The organism is Dyadobacter sp., assembly GCF_017744695.1.
Taxonomy (GTDB): Bacteria; Bacteroidota; Bacteroidia; order Cytophagales; family Spirosomataceae; genus Dyadobacter.
The window spans coordinates 434,144-446,850 of the sequence record NZ_JAGIAS010000006.1 but is presented as its reverse complement, the minus strand read 5'-3'; the positions used below and the strand labels follow the sequence as shown (position 1 = coordinate 446,850).

At 50.5% G+C, this 12,707-nt stretch carries 12 protein-coding genes; 5 read left to right on the top strand and 7 right to left on the bottom strand.

Annotation, left to right across the window (positions count from 1 at the left end; translation table 11 throughout):
• Positions 1–32: 32 nt before the first annotated feature.
• Positions 33–587: a hypothetical protein gene (locus J7619_RS22585; RefSeq protein ID WP_291204043.1), complete on the top strand. Its 555-nt coding sequence runs from the start codon at positions 33–35 to the stop codon at positions 585–587.
• A gap of 92 nt (positions 588–679) precedes the next feature.
• On the opposite strand, the gene J7619_RS22580 is transcribed toward J7619_RS22585, so the two are convergent.
• Entirely contained in the window at positions 680–1,090 is a 411-nt protein-coding gene (locus J7619_RS22580; RefSeq protein WP_291204040.1) for a Fur family transcriptional regulator, read from the bottom strand.
• A gap of 191 nt (positions 1,091–1,281) precedes the next feature.
• Here J7619_RS22580 and J7619_RS22575 point away from each other — a divergent pair, with 191 nt between their 5' ends.
• A complete protein-coding gene (locus J7619_RS22575) occupies positions 1,282–1,677 on the top strand; it encodes a MerC domain-containing protein (RefSeq protein WP_291204037.1) in 396 nt (131 codons plus the stop codon).
• Between the two features lie 2 nt (positions 1,678–1,679).
• Here J7619_RS22575 and J7619_RS22570 read toward each other — a convergent pair whose 3' ends face one another.
• Entirely contained in the window at positions 1,680–2,894 is a 1,215-nt protein-coding gene (locus J7619_RS22570; protein WP_291204034.1) for a serine hydrolase, read from the bottom strand.
• Positions 2,895–3,043: 149 nt separating this feature from the next.
• Here J7619_RS22570 and J7619_RS22565 point away from each other — a divergent pair, with 149 nt between their 5' ends.
• Both J7619_RS22565 and J7619_RS22560 read left to right on the top strand, forming a co-directional pair.
• Positions 3,044–4,762 carry an IlvD/Edd family dehydratase gene (locus J7619_RS22565; RefSeq protein WP_291204031.1) on the top strand — a complete coding sequence of 573 codons (1,719 nt, stop codon included), beginning with the start codon at positions 3,044–3,046 and terminating at the stop codon, positions 4,760–4,762.
• Positions 4,763–4,772: 10 nt separating this feature from the next.
• The gene (locus J7619_RS22560) at positions 4,773–5,570 is read left to right on the top strand and encodes an SDR family NAD(P)-dependent oxidoreductase (RefSeq protein ID WP_291204028.1); all 798 of its coding nucleotides are present in this window, start codon (positions 4,773–4,775) and stop codon (positions 5,568–5,570) included.
• Between the two features lie 2 nt (positions 5,571–5,572).
• Here J7619_RS22560 and J7619_RS22555 read toward each other — a convergent pair whose 3' ends face one another.
• The 4 genes from J7619_RS22555 to J7619_RS22540 form a co-directional block, all read right to left on the bottom strand.
• A complete protein-coding gene (locus J7619_RS22555) occupies positions 5,573–6,280 on the bottom strand; it encodes a hypothetical protein (RefSeq protein ID WP_291204025.1) in 708 nt (235 codons plus the stop codon).
• Positions 6,281–6,356: 76 nt separating this feature from the next.
• A complete protein-coding gene (gene gldD, locus J7619_RS22550) occupies positions 6,357–6,950 on the bottom strand; it encodes a gliding motility lipoprotein GldD (RefSeq protein WP_291204023.1) in 594 nt (197 codons plus the stop codon).
• Positions 6,951–7,078: 128 nt separating this feature from the next.
• A complete protein-coding gene (gene glmS / locus J7619_RS22545) occupies positions 7,079–8,917 on the bottom strand; it encodes a glutamine--fructose-6-phosphate transaminase (isomerizing) (protein WP_291204021.1) in 1,839 nt (612 codons plus the stop codon).
• 207 nt (positions 8,918–9,124) lie between these two features.
• Entirely contained in the window at positions 9,125–9,931 is an 807-nt protein-coding gene (locus tag J7619_RS22540; RefSeq protein ID WP_019941941.1) for a glycogen/starch synthase, read from the bottom strand.
• A 206-nt stretch (positions 9,932–10,137) separates the two neighbouring features.
• Here J7619_RS22540 and panC point away from each other — a divergent pair, with 206 nt between their 5' ends.
• On the top strand, positions 10,138–10,980 hold the full coding sequence (gene panC / locus J7619_RS22535; protein ID WP_291204019.1) for a pantoate--beta-alanine ligase: 843 nt from the start codon (positions 10,138–10,140) through the stop codon (positions 10,978–10,980).
• 129 nt (positions 10,981–11,109) lie between these two features.
• Here the strand turns inward: panC and J7619_RS22530 are convergent, their stop codons facing one another.
• A complete protein-coding gene (locus tag J7619_RS22530) occupies positions 11,110–12,588 on the bottom strand; it encodes a Gfo/Idh/MocA family protein (RefSeq protein ID WP_291204017.1) in 1,479 nt (492 codons plus the stop codon).
• Positions 12,589–12,707: the final 119 nt, after the last annotated feature.

Here is a 12,707-nt window from a genome sequence, read left to right as displayed (position 1 = left end):
GAATTTTGATATAGTACTTAAACCTATTACGTATGAAAATGAACCGTAAGCTAACCTGGATGCTATTCGCCGCGATGACAACCGTCTTTGTGCAATGTAAAGATTCGGGGGAGGCAGTAGAACCGGACGATGAAAATGAACTGATCACCTCCGTGACATTGAAATTCACCGAGCAGGGCACGTCCAATGTCAGCACTTTTTCCTACAAGGATGCCGACGGCGACGGTGGCAATGCGCCCACTAAATTCGATACTATTTCGCTGAAACCGAATACGACCTATACGTTGGCTATCGAACTGCTCGACGAGAGTAAATCACCGGTGGATGATATTACCAAGGAAGTGGAAAAAGAGTCCGACGAGCACCTGTTTGTATACACGCCCACCCCTGCGGCATTGCTGACCTACACTTACGGCGATAAGGACAAGAACAATTATCCGATTGGTCTCACGGGCTCCGCCAAAACCGGCGCGGCAGGTGACGGCAAATTGAAAGTACAGCTACGCCATCAGCCCGGCGCCAAAAACGGCACTCCTACGCCCGGCAGCGACGATGTGAATCTGGATTTTATATTGAAAGTGAAGTAAAACTAGAATGCACTGTCACGCTGAGCGGAGTCGAAGCGCGGTACCGAAACGGCCTTCGACCGCCCGGCGGACCGGGCCGCTCAGCGTGACAATCAGTTGCATTTGGGACAAACGCCCTGTATCAGCAGATTGAAATGCTCGGGATGGTAACCTTCCGGCAGTTGCACCGCCGGGATGTGCAGGTTTTCGAGGCAATTGGTTTCACCGCACGAGCTGCATTTGAAATGAATATGGTCGTGCTGGTGCTTTTCTTCCGAACAACTGTGCGAGCATAATGCATAGCGCAGTCCTTCATCGTCGAGGACCTTGTGTATAATGCCTTTTTCGAGGAATGTTTTGAGGGTCCTGTATATCGTCACACGATCGTAATTCTCTCCTAACTCGCCTTCCAGATCTCCGTGCGATAATGCGTTTTTCCGATTGATAAATGTTGAAAGCACGTCCTCGCGGCACGTAGTCGTGCGCAGGTGATGCACTTTCAGCGTTTCTCTTAACTGGTCCATTGTTTCCAACAGTTTAATAATTCCTCCCTTCTAAAACCTTTCCCGTCAAAGTTAAGTTCTAACCGGTTCAAATTCCAAGGATTCCGATTACACTTTCATGGATTGGGCAACCGCACCTCAAAAATATTCTGCAACCCCGTTGCAAGTCCGAACCAGGGATGTTATTTTTGCAACATTATTGTATGTAGGAAATGAAAGCAGTACACTCACATGGCAGGGCCGACTATATAGGGATTCTCGGATCCGTGTTGTGCATTATCCATTGCATACTGGTTCCTGCATTGGCGATAGGTTCGTCGGTTGCGACACATAACCACGCGCATATCGGCCTCATTTCGCTGGATTACCTGTTTATCCTTATCAACGGTATTGCGGTCTACTACGCCACACGCGACCACCGTTCCACACCGCTCCGCATTCTCCTTTGGGGCGCATTGGCCATCTTCGCAGTCTCATTGGTCTTTGAAGGTCGTCATCAGGTATTCTCCTGGCTGGGTTATGCGGGGTCGGGTTTGCTGATTATCGGCCACCTGATCAACCTCTACATTTGCCAGATTGCACCGCGGTTGAAGTTCAAAACCCGCTAAAATCACTTATCATATTCCACCTCAAAACGGCTTAAATCGGGGCGGTTCGGACGTTTGCGATCAAGTTCGTATTCGAAGAGTGTTTTCCCCAGGTTCGCCATAAAAGGAAAACCCACGGTGTCGTAATCGTACTTATCGTCATTGAAAACGCCGTCCTCGTTACAGTAAATCACAGCAGTTACCATAAACTCTATTCCCTTTTCAAAATCGGCGATGTAGGCATTGTCGAGCAGGAAGCCATACGCATCCCCGCATTTATTGAAAAGCCGGATATGCCGCGGCAGGCGCGTTTTAGTAGCCCCAAACAGCAGGAATTTCACGAACCCATCATAATAATCATCCGTATAGCTTGCCGGAAAGCTCGTTTCGACGGGAAATTGCGACATATACTGGTACATAAACCGGTAATCGTCCTCTGTCAGGTTAAAACGCTGCGACACCGGCACCTGATCAGGAAAGAAGAGCGTTTTCAGCAGCCGGTGCTGTTCTTCAAGCGGGAAAAAGTTTTTTTTGGTAAAATCAAACGGCTCGTTCACTAGCGCTCCGTCCTTCATGTAGCCCTGCCCGAGCATGATCGGCCCCGGTGCGTTGTATTCCTTCTCATTATACTTCGCGGGCTGTTCAAACACGATCTTGCCATCCTTCTCAAACCGGATAGGATTGGTATAGCGATTATTCTCCGGCCCAATCGGCGAATCGAGGCGGTGGAGAATGCGAGCGTCCTTAAAACCCTTGCTATGCAGGCTGTCGTTGAATTCCTGCTGCCCGATAAATTCGTACAGTCTGTTGAACGCGTCGTTGTCGCTCGCCAGAAATATCTTTTTGGCATAATGCGCTACCGACGGCAACCCGTTTTCCGAACTGGTATCTGCTTTCACGGCAGTCTGCTCCGGCCTCACGGCATCGGTGAACATCGGCGTATACTTGTCGATCCCCAGCTTGTTCAGTTTTTCAAATGCGAGTGCTACTGCCGGCAGCTTAACCGTGCTTGCCGGATAAAAATATTCGCCGGTATTCACCCGGTAACCGTGCGTAGTAAAATGCGGGACGTTGTTTTTATTTCGGTCGATCTTCGTGTAGAGCACCTGTACCTTGTATTTTTCCGGATTTTGCAGGATCGCCGAAAAGCGCTCCGGATGCTTTTTAAGTAATTTTTCGATGAAATTATCCGGATGGTACTGTGCGTAAATAGGTAGGGCTGCCAACTGTAAATACAAGAAAAGCAACAGTTTATAATTTCTAAAAAAAAGCATGGAGAATACCGGGCACGTGTTAGCCGAATATACGATTTTTATTTTAAAGGGTACCCGGAATTAGTTTTTACTCCCTGGCTCCTTTTCTGATTAGACATAAAATAGGGCGAATAATGGAAGAAAACAAGTTGCGTAGCAGAGGCTGGTTTGGTAAGTCGGGTAAGGACGGGTTCATTTACCGTGCCTGGATGAAAAACCAGGGCTATCCCTCTGATGAATTTGAAGGAAGGCCGGTGATCGGCATTTGTAATACATTTTCGGAGCTGACCCCTTGTAACGGGCATTTCCGCGAGTTGGCCGAATCGGTGAAGCGCGGGGTGTGGGAAGCGGGCGGCTTTCCGCTCGAATTTCCGGTGATGTCGCTGGGCGAAACGCTCATCAAACCCACCGCAATGCTCTACCGCAACCTGGCAAGTATGGACGTGGAAGAATCCATCCGCGCCAACCCGATCGACGGTGTGGTGCTGCTTTGCGGCTGCGATAAAACAACGCCTTCGCTCGTCATGGGCGCAGCTAGCGTGGATATTCCCACGATCGTGGTTTCCGGTGGGCCGATGCTCACAGGCCGCTACCGTGGCAAAACCATCGCTACCAGCGACGTGTGGCGTTTCAGCGAAATGCACCGCAAAGGCGAGCTCACGCAAGAAGAACTCTACACCGCCGAAGCCTGCATGTGCCGCTCCGATGGCCACTGCGCGGTAATGGGCACAGCCTCCACCATGGCTTGTATGGTCGAATCGCTCGGGCTCACATTGCCTGAAAATGCGGCAATACCAGCTGCCGACTCACGTAGAAAAGTGCTGGCGCATTTATCCGGCCGGCGCATTGTGGACATGGTGAAAGAAGATCTCCGTCTGTCACAGATCCTGACCCGCGAAGCGTTCGAGAACGCAATCATGATTAATGCGGCGATTGGCGGGTCTACGAACTTTGTGATCCACCTGCTCGCCATTGCCGGCCGCATTGGGGTGGATTTGAACCTGGATGATTTCAATGATCTCTGTAAAAAAGTGCCACTGTTGCTCAATCTACAACCTTCCGGCGGGTATTTTATGGAAGACTTCTATTATGCAGGAGGCTTGCCCGTGGTGATCAAGGAGCTGAGCAGCATATTGCACCAGTCGGTGATTACGGCCAATGGCAAAACAATGGCCGAGAACAGCGCGACAGCGGAATGCTTCAATCCCGAGGTAATCGGCACGATGGAAGAACCGATCAAGGATCTGACCGGCCTGGCCGTCGTGCGGGGTAACCTTTGCGAAAATGGCGCGGTGATCAAACCCTCAGCCTCGCTGAAACCGGAACTGATGCAGCACCGTGGCAAGGCGATCGTTTTCGAGGATATCGACGATTACAAGGCTCGCCTCGACGATCCCGACCTCGATGTGGATGAAAACAGCATATTGGTTTTGAAAAATGTAGGCCCGAAAGGCTATCCGGGCATGCCGGAGGTGGGCAATATGTCGTTACCTAAAAAGCTGCTTGCACAGGGCGTGATCGACATGGTTCGCATTTCCGATGGCCGGATGAGCGGTACCGGTTTTGGAACGGTTGTTTTGCACGTGTCACCCGAAGCAGCTGTGGGCGGTAACCTTGCGTTGGTTCAGGACGGTGACTATATCGAGCTGGACGTGGAAAACAGGAAGCTGCATCTGGAAGTGTCGGATGAAGAGCTCGCGCGCCGGCGGCAGTATTGGAAACCGCTCGAACTGGGTTACAATCGGGGTTACGTGCACCTGCACATTGCCCACGTCACGCAGGCGCACGAAGGCGCCGACCTTGACTTCCTCAAAGGCGGCTCGGGCGATAAAGTAACGAGAGATTCGCATTAACAGCATTACAATGAGCAGTCAACTTTTTGATAACCACGTCGCCATCGTCACCGGAGCAGGGCAGGGTATCGGTTTCGAGATAGCCAAACAGCTGGCCTGTCAGGGCGCCGGGGTTATCCTGAACGATACCAATAAGGCACTCGCCGCCGAGGCAGCCAAGAAAATACGGAATAAGGAGGGAGAATGCGTCGCTTTTGCGGGCGACGCCTCCCTGCCCGAAACCATCGATGCAATGGTCGACGAGGCCGTGAAATGCTTCGGCAAACTCACATTGACCGTGTGCAATGCAGGTATTACCCTGTTCGGCGATTTCTTTGAATATCCTGTCGAAAACCTGCGGAAAGTGCTCGAAGTGAATTTAATGGGTTCCTTCCTGCTCACGCAGGCGGCCGCGAAACAAATGCGAAAGCAAAAATCAGGTGGCAGGATATTGCTGATGTCGTCGGTAGTGGGTCATCAGGCGCACCAGTTCCTCGGCGCCTATGCGATGACTAAGGCGGGACTGGAAATGCTGGCCAAAAACCTCGTGCTCGAACTTTCCCCGCACGGCATTACCATCAATACCGTGGCACCGGGAGCTACTTTGACCGAACGTACGTTGGCCGAAGATCCAACTTACCCTAAAACCTGGTCGGCGATCACACCGATGGGCAGGCCAGCCATTTGTGAAGACATTGCCAATGCCGCATTGTTCCTGTTGTCGCCGCATTCAGGGCATATCACAGGGCAAAGCCTGATCGTCGACGGCGGCTGGACATCCGTGAGCCCTCTGCCCGATCTGAGTAATATGAATGTCAAAAAAAACTAGGATTATTCTCCCGAAAAAAGCTGTGCTTCCAGGTCATCGATGCTGCCGTCTTTTGAAAAGAACAGCTCCCGTGGCTTGGCAGCAGCGCTCGGGTTGACGGTCATAAAGCTGCGGTACTGATCGTCCGAGATGATTTTCAGATTCAACGCCCTTTTTAGTACCATTGGAAAAGGTACCTTGAAAAAGTTGGCAATATCCGACGCCAGGAATTCCGGGATTTTGGAAATGTCATTCCTGAAAAAGCTTTCCACTTCTTCAAAAGGCAATAATGCTTCAAAAATAAGTTGCTCCGAACGTGCCGCGAGCGAGGCCGTGTTGGCATAAATAGTATGCAAACCCAGCGAAACGGTAAGCAAATGGATGTGGTAATTGCGTTCGTTGATATCCGAAGCTGCATTTACGAATACCCATCCTTTCTGGTGATAAATGGCTGAAAATCCTTTAAAAAGCGGATCTACGTTATGCAGTTGCGCGATTTTGATACCGTCGGGATACGGCAGCTTGTGCCCGATCTGATGCACGATATCCTGCGCGTAGGAAATATCGGCCACCTCACCAGCCGGTTCGATCATCCAGTCGCCATTCACCAAACCTTCGAAGAGATGGTCCGCAATCCGCTGGCTTTCTACCTGGCCCAAATGGAGGACAATGCGGTTACCGCGGACGGAGTAATCAAGAAGGAGTTGGTTTTTGGGCTGTTTCCGGGCCATATCGAGGTCGTTGTTGAGGTGTTAACTTTCAAAGATACGTCCTTACGATTTCCGCCGCAACAACCAACGGGTAATATTATCGCCACTCCAATGTGTTGAGCAATTGCAACATATCGGCCTGCAAATAATCGATTACAGGTGCCAGCGAGTCGTTTTTCGTAGCTGTTGGAAAATAAATGGCACCTCTTAGAAAATGCCCGGTACTGTCGGTCGTGTAAAACTGGTACGGGCTCGGCACGTCGCCTTCAATTTTAAACAGCATAGCCGTACGTCCTGTCTTGCCCAAAACGCGCTGTTCCTGGATGGACGACGCCCTGATCTGGTGCTTGCTGGCGAGCTTGTAGCTGTCATCGATAAAAGCCTTCAGCAATGCAGGATCGTTGTTAAGCGATTTGTAGGTAATCTGGATATTGGCCTTAAACTGCGGATAACTGATAAAAATCCAGTCCTTTCCCGCCGTTTTGAACGTGTCCGGCTCCACTACCGCATATTTGGAGTATTCAAAGGTGTAGGGATGCGCCTCGGCCAGCTGGCGGTAGCTGTGTTTGGGCAGGTCGATGCGGTTATAACCTTTGGGTTTCGGGACGTAGGTTTGTTCTCCTTCTTTTTTGCAACCTGAGATAAAAAGCAGTGATACAGGCAGGAAGATAGCGAAAATGAATTTGTACATATAATAGGTCCCGTTGGCAAACATGCGCAAAACTAACGAAAACCGGGAAACATTATTTTCATCCCAACGCCTGAAAACAAAAAAGCGAAACCGTCGATGACAGTCTCGCTCTCCGGCCCCCTCTTCCGTTACTCGACAGTAACAGATTTGGCAAGATTTCTTGGTTGATCTACATTCCGGCCCCGCATCACTGCAATGTAGTACGATAGCAGTTGCAGCGGGATCACGGAAACAAGCGGCGTCAGAATTTCATGGGTATCAGGCACCTCGATCACAAAATCGACCATGCCTGGGATCAACGTGTCACCCTCTGTCACGATCGCGATCACGCGGCCTTTACGGGCCTTCACTTCCTGGATGTTCGAGACGATCTTCTCGTACGAACTGTCTTTGGTGGCCAGGAACACCACCGGCATATCCTCGTCGATCAATGCGATCGGGCCGTGCTTCATCTCGGCCGCCGGATAGCCTTCGGCGTGGATATAGGAAATCTCTTTGAGTTTCAATGCACCTTCCAGTGCGACGGGGAAATTGAAACCCCGACCGAGGTAAATAAAATTGCGCGCATAGGTGAATATGAATGCGATCTCCTTGATTTTGGCCGCATTCTCGAACACCTTTTCCACCTTTGACGGGATCGTTTCCAGTTCAACCAGCAGCCTGCGGTAGGTTTCTTCCGAAATGGTTCCTTTGCGCTTCGCTACCGCGATCGCCATCAGCGTGAGCACCGTCACCTGGGCAGTGAATGCTTTCGTACTGGCCACGCCGATCTCCGGACCTGCGTGTGTATAGGCACCTGCATGCGTAGCGCGGGCGATAGACGAGCCCACCACGTTGCAAACGCCGAAAATCGTCGCGCCCTTCGATTTCGCAAGTTCAATCGCCGCCAGGGTATCCGCCGTTTCACCCGATTGCGAAATGACTATGACAATGTCGTTTTCCTTGATCACCGGATTCCGGTAGCGGAACTCGGATGCATATTCCACCTCCACATTGATCCGCGCCAGCTCTTCGAACATGTACTCTGCAACGAGGCCGGCATGCCACGACGTCCCGCAGCCGACAATTACCACGCGGTCGGATTGTGCCAGTTTATCGAGGTACTCGTTCAGGCCGCCGAGTTGCAAGTGCGCATCGTGCGCCCGCAGGCGTCCGCGCATGGAGTCGGCAATGGAGCGGGGTTGTTCAAAAATTTCCTTAATCATGAAATGGTCGTAACCACCCTTTTCGATGGTTTCGAGCTCCATTTCAAGTTTCTGAATATAGGGGATGGTTTCCGTGCTGTCGAGATTCTGAATGCTGAGCTTGCCTTCATTGATTATCGCCACTTCATAGTCGTCGAGGTAAACCACGTCTTTAGTGTATTCCACGATAGGCGTGGCGTCGGAGGCGAGGAAATATTCATTTTCCCCAACACCTATCACCAGCGGGCTGCCTTTACGGGCTGCAACGAGTTGCCCCGGATGATCGAGTGATATTACTACGATCGCGTACGCGCCTACCACCTCTTTCAAGGCCAGCCGTACGGCTGTTTCGAGCGTGGCACCTGTTTCCTTCTGAACGTCCTCGATGAAATGAATCAGGACTTCGGTATCGGTATCGCTCAGGAATTTGTGGCCTTTGCCGATCAGATTCTGCTTGATCGCCGCATAGTTTTCGATAATGCCGTTGTGGATGATTGCCAACCGGCGGTTGTTCGAATAATGCGGGTGGGCATTTACGTCGTTGGGTTCACCGTGCGTGGCCCAGCGGGTGTGGCCGATGCCGATCGTAGCCGGAAGCTGCTTTCCGTTCAGCTCCGATTCGAGATCCGACACTTTCCCTTTCTTCTTGTAAATATTCAATTCACCGTTTTCCAGCAGCGCGATCCCGGAGCTATCATAGCCGCGATATTCCAGACGTTTCAGCCCTTTTAAAATCAAAGGATATGCCTCCCTGTTTCCAACATAAGCCACAATTCCGCACATATTCTTAAAATATTTTAATTTTTGTGTATGCCCTAGACGAGGCAAATAAATGGCAAACAGCGGTCGTTAGCAAGCTAATTTTTAATTAAATACTAAAAAATATCCAATTTACCGACAGTGCTCGAACACACGAAACATTCCTGAAAAACACAAAAAAGCCGGCGACTCCTGGAATCGCCGGCTTTTCTGCCCTGTGAAATCTATCTGTTAGCTTACCAGATCGTTGTAGAGATTGTAGTAAGACTCTGAGAAATTCTCATCCTGCTCGTCGAGCTGCACGCGTTTCGGCGCATTGTTGAAAATTTCGTTGAGGCTCGCGCTGCAATGCTCTTCGGCTTTCAGCACCGCGTCGGCATAAGCACATCCGATTTTGACAAAACCTTCGAAATCGGCAGAATGCAAATGCGCCAGCGCTTCGTCACTCACGTCCATGGCTTTGGCTTTGCTCTGCAAATCCGCATCGAATTTGTAGTCAAATGCATTGTTGTGTACGGTAAACACACTTTTCGTGTCCTTAAACATCGGATCGTTACGGTAAGTGGTTTTGAGGTACAATGGAATCAGAGCCGTCATCCAGTCATTACAGTGCACCACATCCGGGGCCCATCCCAGTTTCTTAACTGTTTCCAAAACACCCTTGCAAAAGAAGATCGCACGTTCGTCGTTGTCATCGAAGAAATTGTTTTCCTTATCGAAGAAAACGGATTTGCGATGGAAGTAATCGTCGTTATCTATAAAATAGACCTGCAACTTCGCATTGGGAATCGAAGCTACTTTAATGATTAGCGGCTTTTCTTCATCTCCTACGGTAATATTGATTCCTGACAGTCGAACTACTTCATGAAGCCTGTTTTTGCGTTCGTTGATCAACCCGAAACGCGGAACGAGTATCCGGATCTCTGCCCCTTTTTCCTGCATTGCCTGAGGTAGTTTTCTCACGTAGTCGGCAACATCGGTTGTTTGGAGGAAGGGATTGATTTCACTGGCTACATACAAAATTCGTAGTTTCTCCATAGATCTTTTAGCAGTTTGTGAAAAAAAGTTTTGCAAAATTATACAAAAAAAATGGCAATTTCAAAAGATATTCCAAACTAATTGTCATATTGCGCCCAGTTTGGGATTTCCCTGTCCTGATGTTTCCATAATCTGCTTTACGAATTGTGCTATTCTAAAAAAGCCACCGTAGCCCGCAGGTTACTCCCTCAGTTTTCGAATTTTACATGGAAGTATTCACTTCGGTCAAAAGCCTCCGCCAATACCTGGATCAGCCACTTTTACAGCAGAAAACCATAGGCCTCGTGCCCACCATGGGAGCCCTTCACAACGGCCACATTTCGCTGATCGAAGCCGCGAAAAAGGACAATGATATCGTCGTTTGCAGCGTATTTGTAAACCCGACCCAGTTCAATAACCCCGAGGATCTGGCCAAATACCCGAGAACGTTTGAAGCGGACCGTACCATGCTCGAAGACGCGGGCTGCTCGGCGGTGTTCGCGCCATCGGTAGAAGAAATGTATCCCGAACAACCGGTGCTCAAAATGAACTTCGGTGCGCTGGAAACGGTGATGGAAGGTGCGTCACGGCCCGGACATTTCAACGGCGTCGGCATTGTCGTTTCGAAGCTGTTCAACATCGTAAGGCCGCATCGTGCCTATTTCGGACAGAAGGATTTGCAGCAGGTATCGGTCGTACGGCAGCTGGTGAGCGATCTGGCATTCGGATTGGAGCTGGTCATATGCCCTACCGTGCGCGAAACGGACGGACTGGCCATGTCCTCGCGTAATACGCGCTTAAACGCAACTGAGCGTGCAATCGCGCCGCATATCTACCGCATCCTCGCGAGCGCGGGCGAGCACCTGCGTGCGGGTGAACAAGTAAACGAGGTGATTAGCCGGGCAAAAAGTGAATTTGAGAAGATTAAAGAGTTCACGCTCGACTATTTTGAAGTTATTAATCTCAAAACCCTGCTTTCCATTGAAAAAATAGGTCCGGCGGGTTCCAATGCGATCTGTGTAGCGGCTTTCCTCGGCCCCGTAAGGCTGATCGACAATATCATATTCTAACGGAGAATGTCGTTCTGAATCTTTTTAGGAGTGTCATTAGTAGTGTCACGCTGAGCGGAGTCGAAGCGCGCTTGCAGTACCGCGCTTCGACCGCCAGACGGGGCCGTCCGCTCAGCGTGACAACAACAATTATGCCAATTTCCAGTCGCCGCGGTACTTGCGTTGTACGAACTGGTTCGCTTCGTCGAAGTTGGTAACCTTCATATTCTTGCCATCCCACAAGAGTTTCTTGCGGCCTGGGTAGTCGAATCCTTTGCCGTCGGCCTTCGCGGTGCGGAGGTTGTAGCTGCGGATACCGAGGTTACCCATGATCACAGTCTCTGTCAAAGGACCTGCATAGTCGAACGATGAAGTAAGCGCTTTATGCTCTTTGCTGTTGAAACCAGCTTTACAAGCATCAGCCCATGACACGTGGTGACCGAATTCCGGCATCGTCGTGTATTTGTTACCGAAATCGCCTTGTTTGTATTCCAGCTTGGTGCCGTCTTTGAGGTACACTTTCGGAGCGATACCATAAGTTCCGCAAGTCATTACCCCTTTCTCACCGATCAAAAGCACACCGTTGCTGCTGTCAGGCTCGCCCAACGGGTCGTTCGCAGGGATCAGATCCGGGTGGAACGGGCGGAGACCGCCATCGTGCCAGGTCAGCGTCACTTCCGATTTATTGATTTTGTTCGCAGGGAACTTCAATTGAACACGTGACGACGGCGGGCAGCCTTCCGGAATGTACTCCGCAGTCCAGTCTTTGATGAACACCTGGCCTACCGAGCATTCTACTTCCGTTGGGTAACCTAGGCCGAGTGTACGGAACGCCGGGTCGATCAGGTGACAACCCATATCGCCCAATGCGCCGGTACCGAAGTTCCACCAGCCTCTCCATTTGAACGGGTGCCATGCGGGGTTGTAATCCACCCATTCAGCGCAGCCTACCCACAGTTCCCAATCGATGTCCGCAGGAACGTCAAACTTGCCGGTCGGCACGGGAATACCTTGCGGCCACACGGGACGGTTGGTCCATACGTGTGCTTCGTGGACGTTACCGATGAGGCCTTTGTTAAACCATTCCTTCATCTGGTTCTGCGCAGGGTTAGAAGCACCCTGGTTACCCATCTGGGTTACCACTTTGTATTTACGCGCAGCTTCGGTAAGCATACGAGCCTCGTAAATATCGTGGGTAAGAGGTTTCTGCACGTACACGTGCTTGCCGCGCTGCATAGCGGCCATCGCGATGATCGCGTGCATGTGGTCCGCTGTCGAAACGGTCACCGCATCGATGCTCTTATCCATTTCGTCGAACATCTTGCGGAAGTCTTTGTACCGCTTTGCATCCGGGTGCAGTTCGAAATTCTTTTTCACCTGCGCCTGTGACCAGTCCACGTCGCAAAGTGCCACCAGATTTTCGGCACCTTTATTCCACGCGTTGTTTGTGTCAGAAAAACCTTTTCCACCCACACCGACACCGGCGATGTTCAGCTTGTCACTGGGGGCTTTATATCCTTTCCCCAGCACGTGGCGGGGTACTATGAAGAAACTTCCAATGGCCGCCGCGGAGGTCTTCTGGATAAAGTCCCGGCGATTAACGTCTTTCGGTTTGTTTTCTGTACTCATCGGTTTTGGTAATGAAAAAATAAAGTAGATTAATATAGATTAAAGGAATAAGTTCTTATTAAGGATCGAATACTATAAAATCCCGCTTAAATATAATAATGTTCTCATAAAACCCATGC

Bases quoted from the DNA above. Each gene is read 5' to 3' on its own strand.
- J7619_RS22585 (WP_291204043.1), top strand. From the start codon at position 33: ATGAAAATGAACCGTAAGCTAACCTGGATGCTATTCGCCGCGATGACA.
- J7619_RS22580 (WP_291204040.1), bottom strand. From the start codon at position 1,090: ATGGACCAGTTAAGAGAAACGCTGAAAGTGCATCACCTGCGCACGACT.
- J7619_RS22575 (WP_291204037.1), top strand. From the start codon at position 1,282: ATGAAAGCAGTACACTCACATGGCAGGGCCGACTATATAGGGATTCTC.
- J7619_RS22565 (WP_291204031.1), top strand. From the start codon at position 3,044: ATGGAAGAAAACAAGTTGCGTAGCAGAGGCTGGTTTGGTAAGTCGGGT.
- J7619_RS22560 (WP_291204028.1), top strand. From the start codon at position 4,773: ATGAGCAGTCAACTTTTTGATAACCACGTCGCCATCGTCACCGGAGCA.
- J7619_RS22555 (WP_291204025.1), bottom strand. From the start codon at position 6,280: ATGGCCCGGAAACAGCCCAAAAACCAACTCCTTCTTGATTACTCCGTC.
- gldD (WP_291204023.1), bottom strand. From the start codon at position 6,950: ATGTACAAATTCATTTTCGCTATCTTCCTGCCTGTATCACTGCTTTTT.
- glmS (WP_291204021.1), bottom strand. From the start codon at position 8,917: ATGTGCGGAATTGTGGCTTATGTTGGAAACAGGGAGGCATATCCTTTG.
- J7619_RS22540 (WP_019941941.1), bottom strand. From the start codon at position 9,931: ATGGAGAAACTACGAATTTTGTATGTAGCCAGTGAAATCAATCCCTTC.
- panC (WP_291204019.1), top strand. From the start codon at position 10,138: ATGGAAGTATTCACTTCGGTCAAAAGCCTCCGCCAATACCTGGATCAG.
- J7619_RS22530 (WP_291204017.1), bottom strand. From the start codon at position 12,588: ATGAGTACAGAAAACAAACCGAAAGACGTTAATCGCCGGGACTTTATC.